Genomic DNA, 24,417 nt, shown 5'->3' on the forward strand with positions numbered 1-24,417 from the left:
TTATTAGCTAAATTTTAATTTAAAGCAATAAAAAAAAGTTCAACTTGACGTTGAACCTTTTTTATGAATTAATAATTATTCCTAAATTATTTATTTTTTAACCTTTTTTACTTTTTTGGTTTTATAATATTTGTGGTATTTAGGATACGTTATTATTCCAATTAGAGTGATTGTTCCTAATGAATAATAAACCCAGCTTAATGAATGTGCTTCTCCGCTTGCGTAAGAGTGAAGTCCAACTAAGTGGAAGTTTACTCCGTAATAGGTGAATAAAATCGACACAAAAGCATACATAGTCATTAAATTGAAAAACCATTTTCCTCTTAAAGACGGAACAAAACGAGCGTGAATTACAAACGCATAAACCATAATCGAGATTAATGCCCAAGTTTCTTTTGGATCCCATCCCCAGTAACGTCCCCAGCTTTCGTTGGCCCATTGTCCTCCTAAGAAGTTACCAATAGTTAACATGATCAAACCAATTGTAATTGACATTTCGTTGATATAAGTTATCTCTTTTATGTTTAGGTCCATTTTTGCCTTGTTTTTCTCATTGGTAAAGAAAATCAATATCAGGGCTACAAAACCTAAAATCATTCCAAGTGCTGTAGGTCCGTAACTTGCCACAATAACGGCAACGTGAATCATTAACCAATACGAATTCAAAACAGGTTGTAAATTTGCAATTTCAGGATCGATCCAGTTTGCGTTTGCTGCCATGAAAATCATCGCTGTCACAAATGCTGCAGATGCAACGGTAAGTTTTGATTTTCTATCAAAAGCCAATCCGAAGAACATTGTTGACCACGCAACATATACAATTGCTTCGTAAGCGTTACTCCACGGCGCGTGTCCTGAAATGTACCAACGCGCAATTAATGTTATTGTATGAAGTACGAATATTAAACCGATCAATATGTGAAAACCATTTACGGTAATTCGCAACCATTTTTTATCGAAAAATATACTGAAAAGTGTAAAAATCAACATAAAGATTCCTGAAAGAGAATACCAGTAAAACATTTTTGGTAAAATATTATAGGTATTGTAAGCAATCTCAAGATCAATTTTTTGCTCATTTGGACGCACTTTACTTCCAAATTTCTTCTGGAAACCGTTGATGCTTTCTACTAATTGATCTGCGGTTTTAAAATCTTTAGTAATAGCTCCGTTGTTTAAAGCGCTAAAATATAAAGGCAAAATTTGTTTGACATAAGTAGAATCCATGCCTTTTAATCCTGCATGATCTAACTCCAGGTATGAAATCCATTTATTGTTTGGATCATTTGGAATTGGGAAGATTCTCAAAATACTTCCGCTTAACGCCGATTCCAATAAGTTTACTTTTTTATCAGCTTCGATAAAATCTTTCTCAAACTGATTTGGATTTCCTGCTTTATAAGCAGCATCTAAATAAGGTGAAAGTTTATAATTTCCGTTTTCATCGAAGAACTTTACAAAAGGTGCAAATTTCATCCCTTTTTCGATACCAATGATTTTACGAATACTATCATCTTTTGTATTCAGATAAATGATAGGAACTTGTATCCAAACCTGAGCATATTGCGTCATTGACAAAAATACCTGATCAGAATTCATTCCGTTATAAGTATCGCTTTGACTTACTTTACGAAGCAATTCAGATGAGAAAGTATTAATAGGCTTCATTCTACCTCCAGCATCCTGAATAATCAAACGTCCAAATTTGGCTGCGTGTGCTTCCGGTGCTTTATAAATAGAAAGTAAAGAATCTAATTGTTTCTGACTTGGTGGAGCCGTTACGTGATTTGCGTGATCGTTAGGATCTGTTGAATGATTGTGATCGTGTCCAGGTGTATGAACATGAGGCGCTTGTGCGAAACCACTCAAACCAATCATTAAAACCAAAATGGTAATTAATTTTTCTTTTTTCTTTTTTACAACGTCTAATTTGCGTTTCAAATCTGCGAAACGAGAGTGTTTTGTAAACATAATTGCCATTAATCCAAAAAACAACATAAAATACCCTAAATAAGTGATAGAAGTTCCCCACCAATCGTGGTTTACAGATAATACAGTTCCTTTTTCGTCCGGATCAAATGAAGATTGGAAAAATCTGTATCCTTTATGGTCTAATACGTGGTTCATATAAATACGAGCGTCAAAAGTTTCTGAAGAATCCTGAACAGTTACTTTACTTTCAAAAGAGGAATAACTTTTCTCAGTTCCCGGATATTTTGTAGCGATAAAATCGTTTAGTTTTATTTTAAATGGCGTTATATATGCTTTACTTCCGTAGAATAAACTGTATTCTATATTTCCAATTTTTACAGTTTGAGGCTCGCCTACGCTTCCTTTAGAACCAAGAAGTCTTACTTCTTTTTCTTGTCCATCAGCTTTAACTTTTACGATTAAAGCATCTGTGTGAGACTTTGCTTTATAATCGTTATTTGACTCATAATCAACAACTCCTCTTACTGCAGGATCTGGAAAAACGATTCTAATATCGCCAATACTGTACAAAGAACGCATCATAAGCGGCTGTACATTATCTTTGGTTACAGTACCTTTTAATTTATCTGCCATTCGCATAAATTCTCCTTCAAAAGGAGTTTGAATGGTATATTTTTCACCAGTTGTATTGATGTTAATTGCACCAGCTGTTTGCTTGTTTAATGCAAATAAAACATTGTGAATGTTTTGAACTTCACCTTCTTTCAGGAAATGTTCTTCACGTCCGCCAGCGCCAGCTTCAACCAATTTTAGGTATAAAGCTCCGTTTGGACTTGGTTTTATTTTTTCTTTTGCTCCCATTATATAGTTAACATAAGTAACTTCAAAAGGAGTTTCGTCAAATTTGCCCGAAAGCGTAAAATCATTATTAGTTACCGGAGAAAACAATAAATGTTTCTCAAAAACTCGACGTTTCATTTCGCCTTTGTATTCTCCGTCTGCAAACACAGTTAAGAATGTTTTATCTGAAAAAATTTGATTTTCAGCAGCGCCTTCACGAATTGGCATCATACCTTCATAGCTGATATAACGTGTAACAAAAGCTCCTATAAGAATGAAAATAAAAGCAATATGAAGCAATAAAGTTGCCCATTTTTCTTTTTTATGTAGTTGGTAACGTTTGATGTTTCCGAAGAAATTGATCAGGAAAAAGACCATTATGGCCTCAAACCACCATGTATTGTAAATTAAAATTCGGGCTGTATCAGTATTGTACTTACTTTCGATAAAAGTTCCAACACCCATTGCGATCGCAAATGTTAAAAAAAGAACAGACATTAAGCGTGTAGAAAACAAAAAAGAGAATATTTTTTTATCCATTTTTAAGGAATTACATTGTATAAAAGTGGCACAAAAGTACTTAAAAATGTTGAGTTCCAATATTTGTCGTTTGTTAATAAAAACTAAAAAAGGAATATTTTTTAAGGATAAACTTAACAATTCACAGGAATATTTTTACAAATAAAATAGAATCAAACAATCGCTTTGTTTGTGAATTATTTTTTATATGTTTGTGTAATCGATTACAATATCATTTTATCGTTTTTGTAGCCTTGTTATTGAATTGTTAATGAAAATCAAAGCTGCAAAATATCATTACTAAAACTATTACGACCAAATAATGAAACTAAAAACCACTTCAACCAACCTATTTTGCCTTGCTTTGACCGTTTTACTAATTAGTTGGTCAAAAGATACGATTGCTCAAAATTCAAAAGATATTTACGCCGGAATTGAATTTAAAATGCTGAAAGTCAAAGAACCTGTAATTCCTAAAAACACGGTAAATATAAAAGATTTTGGTGCTTTAAATGGTGGTTATGTTTTAAATACAAAGGCTTTCGCCGATGCAATTGCCGCGGTTTCAAAAAAAGGAGGTGGAAAAGTGATTATTCCTCCAGGAATCTGGCTTACAGGACCAATTATTTTGAAAAGTAACCTTGAATTGCATGCTGAAACTGGCGCATTAATAAAATTTTCAACAGATAAAACTTTATATCCTATTATAGAAACCAGTTTTGAAGGTTTGAATACCTGGCGCTGCATCTCTCCTATTTACGGCAAGAATTTAGAAAACATTGCTTTTACAGGAAATGGCGTTTGGGATGGTTCCGGTGAAGCCTGGCGACAGGTAAAGAAAAGTAAACTGACAGAGGAACAATGGAAGAAATTTGTTGCTTCAGGAGGAGTTCTTAATGAGAAAAAAGATTCCTGGTATCCATCTGAGCAATATTTAAAAGGTTCTAAAGGCGCAGATCAAAACATTCGATTGGATCTTAAAACCAAAGAAGATTTTGAAGCAATTCACGATTTTCTTCGTCCGGTTTTGGTAAGTATTCAAAATAGTAAAAGGGTATTATTTGATGGACCGGTTTTTCAAAATTCTCCAGCATGGAATATTCATCCTTTGATGGTTGAAGATTTAATTGTTCGAAATATAACCGTTAGAAATCCTTGGTATTCACAAAATGGTGATGGCCTAGATGTAGAATCCTGTAAAAATGTGATTATCGAAAATTCTAGTTTTGATGTTGGCGACGATGCTATTTGCATTAAATCCGGAAAAGATAAAGATGGTCGTGATCGTAATATTCCTTGCGAAAATATTATCGTTAGAAATAACATTGTTTATCACGGACATGGCGGCGTAACGGTTGGAAGCGAAATGTCTGGCGGCGTAAAAAACCTTCATGTTTCAAATTGTACTTTTATGGGAACTGATGTTGGTTTACGCTTTAAAAGTACACGTGGTCGTGGCGGAATTGTAGAAAACATTTATATATCAGATATTTTTATGACTAATATTCCATCTCAGGCAATTTCATTTGACCTTTATTATGGAGGAAAATCTATTGCGGAAACTTTAGCCGAAGGCGGAAATAAAATTAATACTAAAATAGTTCCGGTAAATGAGGAAACTCCACAGTTCAAGAATATTTCGATCAAAAACATTACAATAAAGGGCGCTTATCAAGCTGTTTTTCTACAAGGTTTACCCGAAATGAATCTTAAAAACATCGAAATTTCCAATTTAATTGCCAAAGCAGAAAATGGCTTCTCGATCATCGATGCTGACGGAATTAAACTTAATAATATAACATTAGACATTGAGAAACCAACCGTTTTTGAAATCTATAACGGAAAAAATATGTCGTTTAAAAACGTAGAATTCAATTCGGTTTCTGATAAAGCAATTTCGATTAATGGAGAAGTTTCTAAAAACATCGAGTTTGTTTCGTCTCCAAAATTAGACTTTTCGAAAATTACAACAATAAATGAAGTTGTCCCGAAAGATGCTGTAAAATTCTAAACAAATAAAAATCAATAATCTAAATCCGTTGTGAGCAATTATAAAAAATAATTAACCACAACGGATTTTTAGTTTCGTTAAAATCTAAAGTCAAAATCTTGCCAAAAGAGATTCTGAGCGAAGGACAAACGAATCAAAAGCAATCGACATTAAAAAAATAATGCTAATTTTGCGCTATGACTCGAATAACGATAATTGGTTCCGGAAATGTCGCGCAACATTTGATAAAAGCTTTCACGAAAAGTGAACTTATTGAAATTGTTCAGGTTTTCTCGAGAAAAAAAGAGGCTTTGTCTTCTCTAATTGATTACGATAAAATTGTAAATGATTTTGAAGAATTAATTGAATCTGACTTATATATTATCGCCGTTTCAGACAAAGCTATTTCAGAGGTTTCTTCTAATTTACCTTTTCAAAACCGAATCGTAGTTCATACTTCGGGAGCTGCTTCACTTGATGTTTTAGATCCAAAAAACAGAAAAGGCGTTTTTTACCCGCTTCAAACATTTTCTAAAAAGAAAGAAATTGATTTTTCAACCATTCCAATGTGTTTGGAAGCTGAAAATACATTTGATTTCCGCGTTTTAGAAACTGTTGCAAAAAGTATTTCAAATGCCGTTTATCCTATTAATTCCGATCAAAGGAAAGCTTTGCACGTTGCCGCCGTTTTTGTAAACAATTTTTCGAATCACTTATATCAAATTGGACAGGAAATTTGTAATGAACATCAGGTTCCGTTTGAAGTTTTGAAACCTTTAATTCAGGAAACTGCCGAAAAAATCAAAACTCTCGATCCAATTGATGCACAAACCGGTCCTGCAAAACGCAAAGATTCTAACACAATTGAAGCGCATTTGGAATACTTAACGAATGAAAATCAAAAGAATATTTATAAAATACTAACACAATCTATACAGAATAATGGCAAAACATTTTAAAGAGATAATGAACGACATCACAACTTTTGTTTTTGATGTAGATGGCGTACTTACAGACAGTTCGGTTTTTGTAACCAATGAAGGAGAAATGCTTCGTACGATGAATATTCGTGATGGTTATGCAATGAAAGCGGCTGTTGAAAGTGGTTTTAATGTTTGCATTATTTCTGGCGGAAGCAATGAAGGCGTTCGCATTAGACTTCGTAATTTAGGAATCAACGATATTCATTTAGGAGTTCCTGACAAGGTTGCAACTTTTAAGGAATACACAGAAACTTACAATATTAAACCAGAGCAAGTGTTGTATATGGGAGATGATATTCCTGATTTTCATGTAATGAAATTAGTAGGATTACCAACTTGCCCGCAAGATTCAAGTCCTGAAATTAAGAATATTTGCCGTTATGTTTCGCATGTAAAAGGAGGAAAAGGTGCTGCGCGTGACGTTATCGAGCAAGTAATGAAAGTACAAGGAAAATGGATGGAACATTTTAGTGGGAAACACGATTGATAATTGTGAATTGTTAATTGTGAATTATTAATTTTAGTGCCGTTTTATCTTTGTCAAAGTTTAAAACTTTGACAAAGATTCTCAAGCCAAAAAAAACTTAGAACCTTAGCCTCTTAGAACCTCAGAACCTTTAAAAAAATGAAATTCCTCAAACTCATTCGTTATCAAAATTTACTGATGCTTGCTTTTATGCAGGTTTTGTTTCGTTATGCTTTTTTAAAACAGCAAAATATTCCTTTGGCATTATCTGATATTCAGTATGGATTATTGGTTTTAAGCACCGTTTTATTAGCAGCAGCGGGATATGTGATTAACAATATATATGACGTTGCCACGGATACAATAAATAAACCTCAGGATGTTGTAATTGGTAAAGGAATATCTGAAACTGCGGCTTATAATATCTATTTTGGTTTGAATATTACTGGAGTTGCGATAGGTTTTTATTTGTCGAATATTATTTTGAGACCTGGTTTTGCAACGATTTTCATTCTGATTGCTTCCATGCTTTATTTTTATTCTACAACATTAAAACAAATTATGATTGTAGGGAATGTTGTTGTGGCATTGACGCTTGCTTTGAGTGTTATTATCATTGGAGTTTTTGATATTTTTCCGGCAACAAATGCTGAAAATAAAGCGCAAATGGCAAGTTTATTTTCAATCCTGACAGATTATGCTTTGTTTGCATTTATGATTAATTTCATACGCGAAATTGTTAAAGATATTGAAGATGTAGATGGAGATTACAATCAAGGAATGAATACATTACCAATTGCAATTGGTAAAAGTCGTGCAGCAAAAATTGCTTTAGGTTTTGCTATAATTCCGTTTATTTTATGTTTGCTTTATATCAATACCTATTTCTTTAAAAACAATCTTATTTTTGTTACTCTTTATACTTTTGCCTTTGTTTTAGCGCCGTTATTGTACTTTATAGTTAAGATATTTGGAGCTAAAACTCAAAAAGAATTTCATCATTTAAGTACGGTTTTAAAACTGATTTTGTTTTTCGGAATTTTATCAATTCTGGTTATCACCTTAAATATTCATTACAATGCTTAAAGAAAAACTAAAAAAATATACCATAATTCTTGCATCGGGATCACCAAGAAGACAACAATTTTTCAAAGATTTAAATCTTGATTTTGAAATCAGATTAAAAGATATCGAAGAAATATATCCGCCTGAATTAAAAGCGGTAGAAATCACTGATTTTTTAGCAGAGCTAAAAGCAAGTGCGTTTGAAGGTGAACTAAAAGAAAATGAAATTCTGGTAACCAGCGATACGATTGTTTGGCACAATGATAAAGCGTTAGGAAAGCCCAAAAATGCCGATGAAGCTTTTGAAATGATCAAATCAATGTCGAATGCGACACACGATGTAATTACGTCTGTTTGCTTTAAAACAAGCACTACTTCTACCCTTTTGCACGATATTACAAAAGTTACTTTTAATGATTTATCAGATGAAGCGATTTTATATTATATCGAAAACTACAAACCTTATGATAAAGCCGGAGCTTACGGAATTCAGGAATGGTTTGGCTTCATGGCAGTTGCAAAAGTCGAAGGTTCTTATACCAATGTTATGGGATTGCCTACAGCTAAAGTTTACGAATATTTGAGTACTTTAGTGTAAAAATTTATTTATGTTTTCTTTTAAAGAATATAGCGAGGAAATTCTAAGCACTATAATTGTCTTAATTGCTTTAGTTGCGTTAAGAATTATTATTGCAAAATTAATCCGCCGCTACGCCAGTTCAAGTCAATTATTAGAACATCGAACCAATTTGGTAATAAAGTACATTCATATCCTTATGAATATACTGGTTACGATTAGTCTGATTGTAATTTGGGGCGTTGAAACTAAAGATATTTTCATCACTGTTTCGTCAATTGCAACCGTTATTGGTGTTGCAATGTTTGCGCAATGGTCTATTTTGAGCAATATTACTTCTGGAATGATTTTGTTCTTTTCATTTCCTTTTAGAATTGGAGATACGATCAAAATTCACGACAAAGATTTTCCTATAGAAGCTGAAATAGAGGATATTAGCGCTTTTCACGTCAATCTGAAAACAAAGGAAGGTGAACGAATTATTTTCCCAAACAATTTATTATTACAAAAAGGCATTTCGATTATGCCGGCACACTACGAAGACAAGGAGTTTTTTGACTAAAACATTTGAATGGGAATTTTATAAACTATAAGAAAAAAGCTAAAACGTTATTACTGAAATAAAGTATAATATTTGCTTAACCAATTTTAGTTTTATAAAAAAAACTCCATAAAAATGATTCAGCCAATTAAGTTGCCTTTCTATGCAAAAATTGCATGCATACTAATAAGTTTAATTTCTTTTGCCTATATATTTTGTATTGCAAAAGATATCATTACGCCAGTTTTAATGGCCTTTTTGTTTGCTGTTTTATTGCTTCCTGTATTTACTTTTCTAAAAACAAAATTGAAGTTTCCCAGACATCTTGCTGCGATTTCCTGTGTTTTGCTTTTTGCCGCCTTTATCATCGGAATATTAGTTTTTATATCCTATGAAGTAACGGATATGGCAAATGATTTTGATACCATAAAAAAGAACGCAAATACTTTTATAACGGATATTCATAAGTTTATTAAAGATAATTTTCACGTAAGTATTGGCGAACAGAAAAAATATCTGGATAACGTTACAAAAGATTCTGTTCAGAACGGAAAAGCTACAATAGGTTCTGCAATTGTATCTATTACAGATTTACTTTTGGATTGTACAATTATCCCAATTTATACCTTTCTGTTTTTACTGTATAAAGATCATTTCATACTTTTTCTTGCTAAATTAATTGATAAAGAAAATCATGGTATTTTGCAAGGTATTTTATCTCAAATAAAAGTTTCCATAAACAATTATATCGTCAGCTTGATTATTGAAATGATTGTTGTCGCAGCGTTAACGAGTTTAGGACTTTGGATTATTGGTATAAAATATTTTATTCTCTTGGGATTAATCACCGGAATTCTAAACGTGATTCCGTATATCGGAATCCTGATTGCAGGAATTATCACGGTTCTGGCATCTTTGACAGGATCTGCCGAAACATCTATTATCTTAGGAATTCTTATCGTAAATATTATTGTGCAATTAATCGATAATAACCTAATTGTGCCATTAATTATCAATTCTAAAGTAGAAATTAATGCTTTTGTATCTATTATCGGAATTATAATTGGCGGTGCTTCTGCAGGAATTTCAGGAATGTTTTTAGCCATTCCGCTTTTAGCGATATTAAAAATTATTTTTGACAGAATAGAATCACTTGAACCGTGGGGTTATGTTATGGGAAATCATATGCCCAAAAAATTTACATGGAGAATCAGGAAAGTTAAAGCTGAAAATTAAAAATTAACTCATTTGTTAAATTTAAGCTTATAATTTTCTTACCTTGATCTAAGAATCATTTGTAAGCCAGTCAAAAATCATCTAAATGTTTGTGAACAGAAAAATAATTATTTTTATTCTCTTATGCTTTTGCTTACAAGGCACTTATGCTCAGGTTAAAACCGAGAAGAAAGACAGTACTGATATTTATAAAAAAATACGTAATTATTCAAAAAAGAATAAATTTACGCAAAATCTTCACAAGCTTTTTTTTAGAACAAATAAACCCAAAAAGAAAGAAGAACTCCTTGTTACAGATACAACGAATTATGACGGAAAAATAATCCGAAAGATTAATATCGTTACGCTTGATCCTTTTGGTCATTCTATTACAGATACGACTCAAATGCCTAAAAACTGGGGAGAAAGAACGGGAAACCGATTGCATTTGAAAACTAAAAAAATTGCAATTTATAATCTTCTTTTATTCAAGAAAAACACACCATATAATGCTTACAAAGTGCAGGAATCTGAGCGTTTGATTCGTGCTCAAAAGTATGTTACTGCTGTTCGAATCTCAAATAAACTCACAAGTGTAGCATCAGATTCTGTAGATGTTACCATTCGGGTTTTAGATTCCTGGAGTACAATTCCTAAGTTTTCTATATCCAGTAATCAGGTTTCGGTTGGGGTAAAAGAAAAAGACTTTTTTGGTTCCGGGCAACAACTTGAATATCGATTTACCAATAGATTTGATGATGGTAGAAATGCTAATGAAGCTACTTATACAATACCAAATATCAAAAATACTTATATTAAGGCAATCCTAAATTATAAAATAGATCTCGATAACAATTATAGCAAAAGTGTTGATATAGAAAGAGATTTTTATTCTCCGTTAACAAAATGGGGCGGCGGTGTTTATGTGGGGCAAAATTTTAGAAAAGACAGTTTACAAGCACCAGATTTAACGTATGCATTTCAACCTTTTAAGTATAATTTTCAGGATTTATGGGCTGGAAAAGCTTCAAAAGTTTTTGAAGATGATTCAAACGGAATCACAAATTTGATTGTCTCCGGACGATTTTTAAATGTTGATTATACTGAGAATCCTTCTGAAATTTATGATCCTACCCATTTTTATTCTGATGAAAAACTCATTTTAAGCGGAATTGGAATCAATACACGTAAGTTTATCAAAGACAGTTATATTTTTAGAAATGGTCAGACAGAAGACGTTCCCGTTGGGCGGATTTACGGTATTACATTAGGTTATCAGTACAAAAATATGATGTGGAGGCCTTATTTTGGTGCGCAATTTTCATTTGGAAATTACTATAAATGGGGATTTTTAAGTACTAATTTCGAAGCCGGAACTTTTCTTCATGATTCAAAAACATATCAGACCGCTTTTCTATTCGAATCAAATTATTTTACAAAACTCTTTACAATAGGAAGATGGAAATTAAGACAGTTCGTTAATCCTGAAATAGTTATAGGTATAAACCGTGAAGATATTATTGGAGATCAGCTTAATATAAATGAACAAAATGGTTTGGCTGGTTTTAATAGCGCCATTTATGGGACTAATAAAATGGTTTTGTCTTTACAAACACAAACCTACTCTCCTTATTCTGTATTAGGATTTCGTATGAATCCGTTTTTTAATTATTCAATTGCGGTATTAGGAAGTCCAAATGATGCGATGGGACGAAACAAAGGATATTCAAAATTGACAATAGGATTATTAATTAGTAATGACTATTTAGTATTTAGTTCCTTTCAGCTTTCGTTGTCATATTACCCGACAATTCCGTTTCAGGGAGATAATGTATTTAAAACCAATACATTTGAAACTACTGATTTTGGTTTGCAAAGTTTTGAGCTGGCAAAGCCAAGAATTGTTGAGTATAAATAATAGAAAAAAAATATTTTTTTTTTCAAAATTCTACACTTTTAGAAACTCATTAAAAATCAAAATATTACATAAATATTAGCGAATTACAACTCGTTAAAAAGCATCATTTATCCGACGAAATGCATTTGGTTTTAATTTTTGGCACAGTATATGAATATTACTAAACAGAACAAATTAAAACTAAAAAAAATGAAAACAATAAAAATAGCAATCGTTGGATTATTCCTTTTGGTTGCAAGTGCCACGCAAGCTCAGGTATCAATAAATGTTAATATAGGAACTCCTCCGGCTTGGGGTCCTGAAGGATATGCAGAAATGGAATATTACTATTTGCCGGACATCGAAGCTTATTATGATGTTAGAGCTTCTCAGTTTATATATTTTGGAGGAGGAAGATGGGTTAGAACAACTTATTTACCAAGACAATATAGAAACTATGATTTGTACGGAGGTTACAAAGTAGTTTTGAATGATTATCACGGTAGAACTCCATACACTTATTTTGATCGTCACAGAGTAAAATACTATAAAGGATACCACGGAGCGCCACAAAGATGTTATAGACCAAGACCAGTAGCATATGGTTATAATGATCGTCGTGATGACCGTAATTACAGACATTATGATAAAAAACGTTATGACAAACATGATAGACACGACAGACATGATGATGACCACGATGATGATCACGGACACCGTGGACACGGAAGACGTTAATATAATTGCTAAATAACTAATTTTCAACACAAAAGAGTATCAATAATTTGATACTCTTTTTTTATGCACGCATAATACTTTAATTATGAGTTAATTTATTGAGCATTCTTTAAATATATAGTAATAAATCAACAATTAGTTAAACTATTCTTAATCATTACCTTATTTTAATATAAATATGCCGTATCTTTGCAAAAAAAATATAAGCACAGATAGAATATGAGAAAGAGAGTTTATTTATTTTCGTTAGCCGCAATGTCACTTTTTACATTTTGTACTAATAATGACGAATCCAACACGGATACACAAGCAAAAGATAATAGTATTCAAATTAACAACGACGTTACATCTTTGAATAAAAGGCTGGATTATACAAATTCAGGAGTAATTTCGATTGCAAATTCATCAACTTCAAAATTATTACGCAGTGAAGCAGCAACAGATGCTTTGCCATTAGTGCAAATAGCCGAAGTAAATCCGCCAAAAGATAGTAACGGAAGAACTTTGCAGGCAAATCACGTTGCTGTAAACGGTAATTTTGCTTATGTTGCTTATACAATGATGGGCGAAGTTTATTCAGGAGCGATTGACGTTATTGATGTTTCTGATCCTTATAAGCCAAAATTAATTACATCTGCATTAATTGCAAATACAGATATTACATCACTTACGTACTCAAACGGAAGCTTAATTATTGGTGCTGCAACAGATATTGATAAAAAGCCGGAGCTAACAAATCCTTCAATTGTTATAACAATGCAATTGAGTTCAGGTTTGCTTACGGATAACTATACAATCACAAATCTTGAAGGGAAAGTAACTACAGATGTTGCTGCAAATTCAAGCTCTTATTTTGCCGTAACCGGAGATCAGGGAAGTTTGTTTAAAATAAACAACTCGTCTAAAGCTGTTTCAGGAAAAGTAACTGTAGAAGATTTACGTTCTGTAGCGATTAGTGGAGATAAAATTGTTACGCTAAGCGGAACAAAAGGCGTAAATATCTATAATGAATCTACTCTTTCTTTGCAAAAAAGCTTCACAACTTCTACAGATGTTAGCGCTGCAAAAAGAACAATGGATTTTGACGGCACAAAATTATTAGTTTCTGAAGGATATAATGGTTTAGGTGTTTATGACATCAATAGTGGTTCTAAACTTCAAAGTATTCCATTGGCAGCTCCAGGCGAAGATAATGTTACAAATGCAGTTTCTGTAAACGATGGATATACATTTGTTGCAAATGGTGCAGCTGGTTTAAATGTTTATAAAACAGGTTCTCAACTTAGTTTATTAGGAACGGTTGGTATCGTAGGTTCATCAAACTATGTAAAATCTAGTGGCGATTATATCTATGTTGCAAGTGGAAAAGGTGGTTTGAAAATCATTAAAATGGAAAAACCAAACACTACTTTTGCAGGTTGTACAGGATACGGAACTTATAATCAAGGACAAAATCTGATTTTAAATTCAAACGAAATTAAATCATATTCAGGTTCTACTGCAATTAGTTCAGTAATGGTAAATTCAGGTGCTGTATTAACACATTGTGGTTCAATCACGATTCAAAATGGTGTAACTTTAAATAGCGGAGGAACTTTCAACATGAGAGGAACTATGGCTCAGGGGAAATACCAACAACAAAATCCAACAGAATTAATTATAAATAGTAATGCCTTATTGCAAATTGAAGGTACTGTAGTAATTTGGGGAGATTTAAGATTAAATAGTGGTGCGAAAATCAATTTTATTGGTAACGATTCGTCAATTACTATTTATGGAAAAGTAACCAAAAACAGCAATGTAACTATTACAGGAAACTATAAAGACACAGAGAACAAATTGAAATAGTTTCTGTAATCCTAGGAAATACCGCTTGATTTAATTTTTTAAATCAAATTATCTTAAAAGCTGCCAGATTTGATCTGGCAGCTTTTTTTTTTGAATCGTTTTTCTTAAAAAAGCTAATCAATAACCAAACATTAACATTTCATTTAAATACTGTTCAAAGATATAATTACTACTTTTGAAGCTCTTTCAAAACATTTAACTACGCTATGCGAAAAATTCAAATACAAATTCTTCTTATTTTTCTAACAGGAATTTCCTTTTCTTTTGCACAACAACCACAAAAACCTAGTTCTGTAGAAATTTACAATCAAATCAAAAAATTAAATTTTTTAGGTTCTGTTTTGTATTTGGCAGCACATCCAGACGACGAGAATACGCGTTTGATCTCGTATATGGCAAACGAAATGAATGCAAGAACCGGATATTTGTCTTTGACTCGTGGCGATGGAGGTCAAAATTTAATTGGTCCGCAATTGCGCGAATTACTTGGCGTAATAAGAACTCAGGAATTAATCGAAGCCAGAAAAATTGATGGCGGAGAACAGTTTTTTTCGCGTGCAAATGATTTTGGTTATTCCAAAAATCCAGATGAAACCTTAGAAATTTGGGATAAAGACAAAGTTCTTTCTGATGTGGTTTGGACTATTCGAAAATTTCAGCCTGACGTAATTATAAATCGTTTTGATCATCGCTCGCCAGGAACAACGCACGGACACCATACATCATCGGCAATGTTGAGCGTCGAAAGTTTTAAGCTTACAAACGATCCTAAAATATATCCGGAACAATTAAAATATGTAAAACCCTGGCAAGTAAAACGCACATTTTTCAATCCTTCATGGTGGTTTTATGGAAGTCAGGAAAAGTTTGATGCTGCCGATAAATCAAAATTTACAAGATTAGAAACTGGCGTTTATTATACCGGAATTGGAAAATCAAATCAGGAAATTGCTGCTTTAAGCCGTAGTCGTCATCAATCACAAGGTTTTGGAAGTACCGGAGCTCGTGGTCAGGAAACCGAATATCTTGAACTTATAAAAGGAGACAGTCCTATTGACCGTGATAATTTATTTGACGGAATCGACACTTCATGGAATCGTGTTAAAAACGGAAAACCTATTGGTGATTTAATTACTAAAATTATCTCTAAATATGATTTTAGCAATCCATCTGCAAGTATTCCTGATTTAGTAAAAGTGTATTCAATGATTGAAGCTTTAGACGATGATCATTGGAAACCTTTAAAAGCTGCTGCTGTAAAAAACATAATCGCATCGTGTTCAGGATTGTATCTTGAAGCTGCAGCCTCTGAACAAGAAGCAACTCCCGGAAGTACAATTAAAGTTAGTATTGAAGCAATTAACAGATCGCCTGTAGAAATGCAATTGATCAATATAACGTCATTACCGGACAATAAAAATACAGCTCAAAATATTGCATTAAAAAACAATAACGATCAAAGATTAACTCTTAATATTCAAATTCCTGAGAATATTGAATATACGCAACCTTATTGGTTAAAAGAAAAAGCAACGGTTGGAATGTATACCGTTTCTAATCAGGAAAACATTGGAATACCGGATATTATAAGGCAAGTAAAAGTTGTTTTTAATGTAAAAATAAGCGGAATCGAAATTCCGTTTGAGCGCACAGTTGTTTACAAATATAACGACGGTGTAAAAGGCGAAATGTATAATTTCCTGGATATAGTTCCAGAAGTTACAACATCAGTTCTGGAAAAAGTACTAATATTTGGAACTACCAAAAGTAAAATGGTTCCTGTAAAAGTTCGTGCCGGAAAGGACGGAATTAAAGGAAATTTACAATTAGAATTGCCGAAAAGCTGGGATGTTTCACCAAAAGAAATTCCGTTTACATTAGAGAAAAAAGGAAACGAGCAAATCTTTTATTTTGAAGTTACACCGCCCGTAAATCCTGAAGAAGTTGTTGCAAAAAGCATTGCAATTGTAGACAATAAACGTTTTGATAAAGACCAGACTATTATTGATTATCCGCATATTACCAAACAAATGGTTTTGAAACCTGCTGAATCAAAATGTATTAGAATTGATCTAAAAACAAACGGAGATGCAATCGCTTATATTATGGGCGCTGGCGACGAAGTTCCGGAAAGTTTAGCGCAAATGGGCTATAAAGTTTCAATTATAAAACCAGAAGAAATCACGCCTGAGAAATTAGATTCTTTTAATGTCGTGATTACCGGAGTTCGCGCTTATAATACCGTAAACGCTCTGGCAAACAAGCAAAATATACTTTTTAATTTTGTGAAAAGTGGGAAAAACATGATTGTGCAATACAATACTCCCGGTAAAACCGTAACCGAACAAATTGCACCATATTCATTAAAAATCTCAAATGATCGTGTAACCGAAGAAAATGCAAAAGTTACTTTTCTGGCGCCAAATCATCCAATTTTGAATGTACCAAATAAAATCAGTACCAAAGATTTTGAAGGCTGGAAACAAGAACAAGGTTTATATTATCCAGATCAATACGATCCTGCCTTCACTCCTATTCTATCGTCGCATGACAAAGGAGAATCTCCTAAAGATGGAGCATTATTGGTAGCGCCATATGGAAAAGGATACTATATTTACACCGGTTTAAGCTTTTTTAGAGAATTACCAGAAGGAGTTGCAGGTGCCTATAGACTATTGTCTAACATGATTTCCTTAAAGCAGCCAATAGAAGCTCCAAAACCAGAATTAAAGAAATAAAACATTCACAATGGAAGCTAAAAAAGTAAAAAAATGGAAAAAAAGCTACACTTATGTTTTGGTAGCCAATGCAATTTACATTTTGATTTTTTTCTTAATCATGCAATTATACTCATAACTTATGCAACTATTTGATTGGATCGTACTAATTGTTACACTTTTATTTATTGTTGGGTACGGTTCCTGGAAAACCAAAGGAAGTAAAAATGTCGAAGATTTTATCTTAGGCAATAACGAAACGCCTTGGTATACCGTAGGACTTTCGGTAATGGCCACACAAGCCAGCGCCATTACATTTCTTTCGACACCGGGACAAGCTTATCACGACGGTATGGGATTTGTACAATTCTATTTTGGATTGCCAATTGCTATGATTGTTATTTGCTTGACATTTATCCCGTTATATCATAAAAACAAAGTATTTACAGCATACGAATTTCTGGAAAAGCGATTCGATTTAAAAACACGCTCACTCGCAGCAATTCTATTTTTGGTACAACGAGGTTTAGGAACCGGATTAACCATTTACGCTCCAGCCATTATTTTATCAGCGCTTTTAGGTTGGAATTTAACCTTAATGAACGTTATGATTGGTGTTCTCGTGATTATATACACCTTTTCAGGCGGAACAAAAGCTGTAAACGTAACCCAAAAACAACAAATGTTTGTGATCATGTCGGGAATGTTTATCACATTTTTCCTGATTTTACATTACTTGCCAAACGATATGACTTTTACCAGTGCATTGCATATTGCCGGTGCAAATGATAAAATGAACATCGTAGATTTCTCTTTTGATCCCGAAGAAAAATATACTTTTTGGAGTGGAATTACCGGAGGTTTTTTCCTTGCCCTCGCCTATTTTGGAACAGATCAATCGCAAGTTGGTCGTTATTTATCCGGAAAATCAGTTCGCGAAAGCCAAATGGGATTAATCATGAACGGACTTTTAAAAGTGCCAATGCAATTCTTTATTCTGCTAACCGGAGTTATGGTTTTTGTGTTTTTTCAATTCAATCCAGTTCCTTTAAACTTCAATCCGAATAATAAAATTGTCATTGAAAAATCGGCTTATAAAGAAGAATATCACGCTTTAGAAAAGAAATTAAGCACGCTTTCAGAAGATAAAAAAGTAATTAACTTATTGTATATCGATCAGCTGAATCAGGATTTTGACAATCCAATTTTGCGAAAAGAATTGGTTACATTATCCAACAAAGAAAAAGATTTGCGCGATCGCGCCAAAGAAATTATTCTAAAAGCTGACAGCACAAGCGAAACGAATGATAAAGATTACGTGTTCTTTCATTTTATTCTGCATTATTTACCAAAAGGACTTATTGGCTTATTATTGGCGGTAATTCTTTCGGCAGCAATGTCATCAACCGCTTCGGGATTAAATGCTCTTGCTTCTACAACCGCAATTGATATTTATAAACGAAATCTGAAAACCGAAAAATCAGAGAAACATTATCTAAATGCAACTAAGTTCTTCACTTTATTCTGGGGAGTTGTAGCGATACTTTTCGCTTGCGTCGGAACTTTATTCGAGAATTTAATTCAGTTAGTAAATATCATTGGATCTATTTTCTACGGAACCGTTTTAGGAATCTTCCTTGTTGGATTTTACCTTCGTCGAGTAAAGGCAAAAGCGATGTTTTACAGTGCTATTATAAGTCAGACAACCATTTTTGTAATCTATTATTTCATGATTTACAAAGAAGAAAAACTAGGTTATCTATGGCTGAATTTTATTGGCGCAATGTTAACTATTATTCTTGCTTTAATAATGCAAGTTGCGTTTTTCAAAAATGAACCGGATTCTGAGGAAGTTGTTTTGGAGTAAATCAAAATCTTTATGAAAAACGTTTTATGTATTCTGTTTTTACTAAACCTGAGCTTTTCCTATTCGCAATTTGCAATTGTTAAGGATTCTGATGGGTATGTTAATGTTCGAAGTTCAGGAGAAATAGCTAATAATATTTCAGACAAACTCAATAATGGATTTATAGTTTATTATTTTGAACCAAAAGGGAATTGGGCAAATATTGATTATAAAAAAAACGGAAAAGAATTAAACGGATATATTTATAAAGGCAAAATTAAATTCATAAGTGATTTTACAAATATCCCTTTAAAATTAGATCAAGTCACAGAAGTTTTATTTTATAGTCCAAATGTAAAAGTTAAAATAACCGAAAGTCCTTTCGTTAAAGAGAAGCATAAATTGCAGTTTCTAAAAGAAGATTCAAGAATCCTTACAAAAATAGATGATTTGGATTTTTTAGGAACAGATGGAGAAATCCCTAAAAGACAATATAAAAGTATAGAAGTTCAAATAAATAATATAAAAGTACCAATACCAAATGAGGCTTTAAGAAATTTATACGAACCCAGTTTATACAACTCTCAAATAAATTATGATAAAATAAATGATATCTTATACATCCAATCTTCCAATAGTGATGGTGCCGGAGGTTATGAGATTATCTGGGTTATTGAAAAAAAGAAATATAAGACTAGAATTGAAGCTTACGGATTTTAATATTTTCTAATCATTAATTTAAAAAATTATGAAAATTAAACGTTACTTTACTTTTGTTTTTACTTCAATATTTCTAAGCGTTAATGCTCAAAAAAGTAACTCAGTTAAAATAGATAGCTTGTTTGTTGAGTTTAAGAAAAGCTCATTTTACGGAAATATTTATCCAGCTAAAAAAGAGCTTGAAAATTACCAAAAAGCTATTATTCCTGAATTAATTCTACTTTTAAAAGACACTGCTTTTTCAAAATTAACAGGTACTACTGACCTAATTTACCCAGGAACTACAAAATTTTATGGTCACGGACAGTATTTGCCATATAACATAGATTGGATTGCTATTCGATCAGGTTGGTTGCTTGAAAATCTAACGTTTCAAGATTTTGGCTATAAAAATCTTGATGTAACTGATGAAAAATTAATGAAGCTTTCGAAAGAAAACTATAATAATTATATAAAAAACGGGAACTATGAATTAGATTGGAAAAACAAAACCATCGAAGAAAGAACCGCACAATACAGAAAAAATCTTTCGCTAAATGTCAAAAAATGGTGGAAAGAAAATGGCAAAAAATGGAATAGAATTTCTGCAATTAAAGAAGCTTTAGAGTCTAATAATGAAAATAGAGTTAGTGATGTTTTTCAATATTTAAGATACGGAGAATCAAAATGTGATAATTTGACTGTTGAAATATATAAAAATGAAATAAAACCAATAATATTGGCTTTAAAGACGGCAAACAAACTTCCTGAAATACAAGAACAAATTGAATTAATTTTAGTCGAATCTGTAAATTCAAAAATATTAGACTTATCGAAAGTTCAGTAAAGAATATTTTAGATTATTTTAAATTGTAGAATTTCTAATATTAGAACATTTAAGAAATGAAAAAACAAGAGTTCTCATTCCGTTTAAAAAATGCCAGTTTTATAGCAATTGATTTTGCTGAACGTTATGTTTTGAATAAACTGCAACCAAATTTTAAATACAATGTGATCTTTACTTCCTCAAACCATGATAATGATGCTAAGTTTGATATTTACCCTGAAGACGAAGGAATTATAAAATTAAATTTAACCGATATTGAAGTAATTGATTTGCTTTATCGAAAGAATAAAGTTCCAATTTGGATTGATATAAATGTTCTGAAATCAAGTAGAAAAACTACAACTTTTAATCTTCTATGTGCTGGAAGATATAGTGATGACGATGATGAATTATATTATAATGAGGATCACGCGGGGCCATTTGGTATCAAAAGTCCCACATTTCCAATTGGTTATAAAGAAGGTGTAAAATTCAAATTAGAGAAAGATAATGCCTTTCGAAAATTATATCTTAAAATAAAACGGTTATGTTTCAAAAACTCATTCTGATTTTATCACTTTATTTTTCTGCCCAAATTCAAAGTCAAAATCTCGTTGAGGATGAAGGAACTATAGGCAATTCAATCTCTTCTCAACTTTACGCAAAATGCTTTGAGAACATAAATCAGGGAGCTGAAATTTTAGAAAAGTATCCCGCTTTTAAAAATACAAAACTCTGTTCTCTTATGTATTGTATGATGCTTTTGGTATACGAGGATAAGGAAATACAGCAAATTGCTGAGGATCGATTAATAGGAATTGCGACGCAACTTTATCATGAAGGAATTCCTGTTATATTAACGATGGGAATGGATATTTATCTGGAAGCAGAAAAGAGAAACCAAAATCTCGAAGACGACGATCATATCGTTTATATAAGTTATGGGGAATGTACAAATCCACGATTTCTAACTCAAGCAGCTGAAATTGTAAATAAACAAACGATGACATTAATTAATCAAAATAAAAAACAATAATTTTCTTTGTAATACATCTATTGAATATTTGTAATAAAAAAGTACTATTTTAGTATTCGCCAAAAACAAACCATTTAATGAAATATTCAGAGGAAATACAAAAACTACTTCCCCTAGGTTACATTTATCTTGTAATATTAGGAATACTCAAAGAGAGCATCTTTTATTATCAATTAGGAATAAATATTCTGAAATACTCAACGATCATGGACATTTTGATTAGTCCAATTGCGGAGTTTACCTCAAATCCAATAACTCTGTGTTTTATAGTAGCTCTTTTTCTATTTCATTTTTATTTGCCAAAAATATTTCTAAAATACAAAGACAATAAAAAAGTTCAAAAAAAATTCGATTTAAAATCTACTGAAGGATTATCTGAACAAGAAACTAAAAATTATTACATGTATGCTTCTTTCAAAATTTTTGCAGTCATATTATTGTCATTTTTCATTGGAACTGGACTTGCCGGTGGCTATGATAATATGCGTCGAATCAAGAATAATAAGGTAGATTACAATTATACTTTAAATTATAATAGTGGTGAATCTGAGCAAATTTACCTTATTAGCACCAATAGCATTTATTATTTTTATGTTCAAAAAGGAAATAAAAGCATAAAAATTGCGCCAATTGCTTCTATAAAAAATATTGAGAAAACGCTAAAAGTTGGGATACTCTCAAAATAGATTTGAATAATTTCTTGATTAATAAGCTTATTTGAGAACTTGCTTTATAAATCAATTTTAAAATGCATCATTATGAAGGATTTAAAAAAATACAGCAATAAAACCAAAGCTGCTTACATTTTGCTTGTTGTGATGCTTATAATTTTGCTTGGAAATTTTAACACACTTCAAAATTCGAAAAATGTAAACGAAAATATTAATGCCATTTTTAATGATCGATTAGTTGTCGCGCATTATATCTTTCAATATTCTAAAGAGCTACATTTCATAAAAGCCGAAGCCGAAAAATTAGATCTAAGCGACAATACTAAAAAAGACGAAATTATTCATACGCTGGACATCATTCATAATATTGATGATTTGTATGCTAAAACAGTTTTAACAAATAAAGAAAAACAGTATTTTGATATTTTTTTGATTTCCTGCAAAGAAATAAACAATCATGTTGCCAGTAAAAATTGGGGCAAAATTGTTGCTTTGAGTCAGCAAGCTTTAACAACATTAGAATCTTTATCACAAATACAAATTCAGGAAGGAAAAGCAAAATTGGCAAGCGCTAATGCAATGTATAATAAAAACAATAGCCTGGGACAATTACAAATTGCTTTACTCATAATTCTGGGCGGAATTACGTTTTATCTTTTAATTGTGAAAAAGATTAAGCGAAATATCAAAATACCGGAACCACCAAGTTTAAATTAATTATCTCAATTTTCGATCTTCTTCTTTAATCGCAAGATCATTTATACTGGCAAATCTTTTTTGCATTAAACCGTTTGCATCAAACTCCCAGTTTTCGTTTCCGTAAGCTCTAAACCAATTTCCTTCGGCGTTTTGATATTCATATTCAAATCTAACGGCGATTCTGTTATCGGTATGTGCCCAATATTCTTTTTTTAATTTATAGTTTTTTTCTTTTTCCCATTTTTTAGTCAGGAAACGAACTATTTCTTCTCTTCCGTTTACAAATTGGTCTCTATTTCGCCATTCGCTGTCTACAGTATAAGCTTTTGAAACTCTCTCCGGATCTTGACTATTCCAGGCGTCTTCTGCTAATTGAATTTTTTCTAATGCCGTTTTATACGTGAAAGGTGGCAATGGTAATTTCTGTTCCATTTTTATAAAATTAAAGTTTGAATGATTTTTTTTGATTGTTCTATAAGATCGTTAGATTTAAACAACTGACTTTCAATAATACAACTTTCAAAAAGCAAATAAACATGATCTGCTGTGAGCTCATTATTAATCAGGTTTTTAAAATAATTTCTAAGATCAGATTTATGGCTTTGAATTACACTTAGAATTTTTACATTATCCGAAGAAATTTCAGAAAGTATGTTTAAAAAACTACAACCTCTAAAGTTTTCTTTCTGATTCATAAATATCAAAAAATCAAAAGAAGCCACAACCTTTGATATTGAGTCTTTTTCATTTAAAACAAATTTCTCTAATTGTCCAAACCAAAAATCATGACGCTGATTCAAAAAGGCCACACATAAATCTTCTTTAGATTTAAAGTGTTGATAGAAACTCGCTTTCGCCACTTTTGCCTCGTCAATAATCTGATTTATTCCCGTAGCACTATATCCCTGCTTGTGGAATAAAACTGAAACTGTATCTAAAATTCTTTCTTTTGGTTGCATTTGTAATGAATTAATAATACAAATGTATAAATAAAAGCAATACAAACAGACAAGTCTGTCTATTTTATTTTAAAAACAAATATTAAGCGCAATATTGTCATTTCGAGCGAAGGGAGAAATCACACAAGAAGCTCGACAAAGATTAGTCTTTGCGAGGAACGAAGCAATCTCATTTGCTGAATTCGATTCGTGTTTTTTTTTAGTGTGGTTGCTTCGTTCCTCGCAATGACAATTATTGGGCTTACTTTGTCGAGTTTATGGTGTTTTATCTTTGTCAAAGTTTAAAACTTTGACAAAGCTTTACTAGTGAGATGACAAAAAAACGAGCAAAAAAAAAATCCAAATCTCAATAT

Annotated in this window: 21 protein-coding genes; 18 read left to right on the forward strand and 3 right to left on the reverse strand. The window is 32.0% G+C overall.

All coding sequences use genetic code 11. The annotated features are described in order from the left end of the window. Positions 1 to 90: 90 nt before the first annotated feature. Positions 91 to 3,312 carry a cytochrome c biogenesis protein CcsA gene (ccsA, locus tag CLU81_RS26260; protein ID WP_099712545.1) on the reverse strand — a complete coding sequence of 1,074 codons (3,222 nt, stop codon included), beginning with the start codon at positions 3,310 to 3,312 and terminating at the stop codon, positions 91 to 93. Positions 3,313 to 3,613: 301 nt separating this feature from the next. Here ccsA and CLU81_RS26265 point away from each other — a divergent pair, with 301 nt between their 5' ends. From CLU81_RS26265 to CLU81_RS26350, 18 genes are all read left to right on the forward strand, one after another. Beyond that, entirely contained in the window at positions 3,614 to 5,302 is a 1,689-nt protein-coding gene (locus CLU81_RS26265) for a glycoside hydrolase family 28 protein (RefSeq protein ID WP_099712546.1), read from the forward strand. 176 nt (positions 5,303 to 5,478) lie between these two features. Further along, positions 5,479 to 6,240 carry a Rossmann-like and DUF2520 domain-containing protein gene (locus tag CLU81_RS26270; protein WP_099712547.1) on the forward strand — a complete coding sequence of 254 codons (762 nt, stop codon included), beginning with the start codon at positions 5,479 to 5,481 and terminating at the stop codon, positions 6,238 to 6,240. After that, positions 6,224 to 6,751 (forward strand): HAD family hydrolase, encoded by a 528-nt coding sequence (locus CLU81_RS26275; protein WP_099712548.1) that lies wholly within the window; start codon positions 6,224 to 6,226, stop codon positions 6,749 to 6,751. Before CLU81_RS26270 ends, CLU81_RS26275 begins: the two co-directional genes overlap by 17 nt. A gap of 138 nt (positions 6,752 to 6,889) precedes the next feature. Then, positions 6,890 to 7,816 (forward strand): geranylgeranylglycerol-phosphate geranylgeranyltransferase, encoded by a 927-nt coding sequence (locus CLU81_RS26280; RefSeq protein WP_099712549.1) that lies wholly within the window; start codon positions 6,890 to 6,892, stop codon positions 7,814 to 7,816. Further along, positions 7,809 to 8,393 carry a Maf-like protein gene (locus tag CLU81_RS26285; RefSeq protein WP_099712550.1) on the forward strand — a complete coding sequence of 195 codons (585 nt, stop codon included), beginning with the start codon at positions 7,809 to 7,811 and terminating at the stop codon, positions 8,391 to 8,393. Before CLU81_RS26280 ends, CLU81_RS26285 begins: the two co-directional genes overlap by 8 nt. Positions 8,394 to 8,403: 10 nt before the next feature. Then, on the forward strand, positions 8,404 to 8,934 hold the full coding sequence (locus CLU81_RS26290) for a mechanosensitive ion channel family protein (protein WP_099712551.1): 531 nt from the start codon (positions 8,404 to 8,406) through the stop codon (positions 8,932 to 8,934). A gap of 114 nt (positions 8,935 to 9,048) precedes the next feature. Continuing rightward, complete coding sequence (locus CLU81_RS26295; protein ID WP_099712552.1) at positions 9,049 to 10,149, forward strand: AI-2E family transporter; 1,101 nt, start codon at positions 9,049 to 9,051, stop codon at positions 10,147 to 10,149. A gap of 85 nt (positions 10,150 to 10,234) precedes the next feature. Continuing rightward, entirely contained in the window at positions 10,235 to 12,046 is a 1,812-nt protein-coding gene (locus CLU81_RS26300) for a hypothetical protein (protein WP_099712553.1), read from the forward strand. A gap of 189 nt (positions 12,047 to 12,235) precedes the next feature. Then, positions 12,236 to 12,763, forward strand: a complete 528-nt coding sequence (locus CLU81_RS26305; RefSeq protein ID WP_099712879.1) for a hypothetical protein — start codon at positions 12,236 to 12,238, stop codon at positions 12,761 to 12,763. A 219-nt stretch (positions 12,764 to 12,982) separates the two neighbouring features. Continuing rightward, on the forward strand, positions 12,983 to 14,611 hold the full coding sequence (locus CLU81_RS26310) for a hypothetical protein (protein WP_099712554.1): 1,629 nt from the start codon (positions 12,983 to 12,985) through the stop codon (positions 14,609 to 14,611). A gap of 206 nt (positions 14,612 to 14,817) precedes the next feature. Then, complete coding sequence (locus CLU81_RS26315) at positions 14,818 to 17,349, forward strand: PIG-L family deacetylase (RefSeq protein ID WP_099712555.1); 2,532 nt, start codon at positions 14,818 to 14,820, stop codon at positions 17,347 to 17,349. 121 nt (positions 17,350 to 17,470) lie between these two features. Beyond that, a complete protein-coding gene (locus tag CLU81_RS26320; protein ID WP_099712556.1) occupies positions 17,471 to 19,195 on the forward strand; it encodes a sodium:solute symporter in 1,725 nt (574 codons plus the stop codon). A 12-nt stretch (positions 19,196 to 19,207) separates the two neighbouring features. Beyond that, entirely contained in the window at positions 19,208 to 19,894 is a 687-nt protein-coding gene (locus CLU81_RS26325) for a hypothetical protein (RefSeq protein WP_099712557.1), read from the forward strand. A 28-nt stretch (positions 19,895 to 19,922) separates the two neighbouring features. Then, complete coding sequence (locus CLU81_RS26330; RefSeq protein ID WP_099712558.1) at positions 19,923 to 20,720, forward strand: hypothetical protein; 798 nt, start codon at positions 19,923 to 19,925, stop codon at positions 20,718 to 20,720. A gap of 56 nt (positions 20,721 to 20,776) precedes the next feature. Then, complete coding sequence (locus CLU81_RS26335; protein WP_099712559.1) at positions 20,777 to 21,268, forward strand: hypothetical protein; 492 nt, start codon at positions 20,777 to 20,779, stop codon at positions 21,266 to 21,268. Continuing rightward, a complete protein-coding gene (locus tag CLU81_RS26340) occupies positions 21,247 to 21,735 on the forward strand; it encodes a hypothetical protein (RefSeq protein ID WP_099712560.1) in 489 nt (162 codons plus the stop codon). Before CLU81_RS26335 ends, CLU81_RS26340 begins: the two co-directional genes overlap by 22 nt. Before the next feature lie 77 nt (positions 21,736 to 21,812). Then, the gene (locus tag CLU81_RS26345; protein WP_099712561.1) at positions 21,813 to 22,421 is read left to right on the forward strand and encodes a hypothetical protein; all 609 of its coding nucleotides are present in this window, start codon (positions 21,813 to 21,815) and stop codon (positions 22,419 to 22,421) included. A 72-nt stretch (positions 22,422 to 22,493) separates the two neighbouring features. Continuing rightward, positions 22,494 to 23,123: a hypothetical protein gene (locus CLU81_RS26350; protein WP_099712562.1), complete on the forward strand. Its 630-nt coding sequence runs from the start codon at positions 22,494 to 22,496 to the stop codon at positions 23,121 to 23,123. Here the strand turns inward: CLU81_RS26350 and CLU81_RS26355 are convergent, their stop codons facing one another. Then, a complete protein-coding gene (locus CLU81_RS26355; RefSeq protein WP_099712563.1) occupies positions 23,124 to 23,537 on the reverse strand; it encodes a nuclear transport factor 2 family protein in 414 nt (137 codons plus the stop codon). Between the two features lie 2 nt (positions 23,538 to 23,539). Then, positions 23,540 to 24,064, reverse strand: coding sequence for a TetR/AcrR family transcriptional regulator (locus CLU81_RS26360; protein ID WP_099712564.1), 525 nt, complete (start codon positions 24,062 to 24,064; stop codon positions 23,540 to 23,542). Positions 24,065 to 24,417 lie beyond the last annotated feature (353 nt).

The sequence above is a fragment of the Flavobacterium sp. 9 genome (genome assembly GCF_002754195.1).
Classification (GTDB): domain Bacteria; phylum Bacteroidota; class Bacteroidia; order Flavobacteriales; family Flavobacteriaceae; genus Flavobacterium.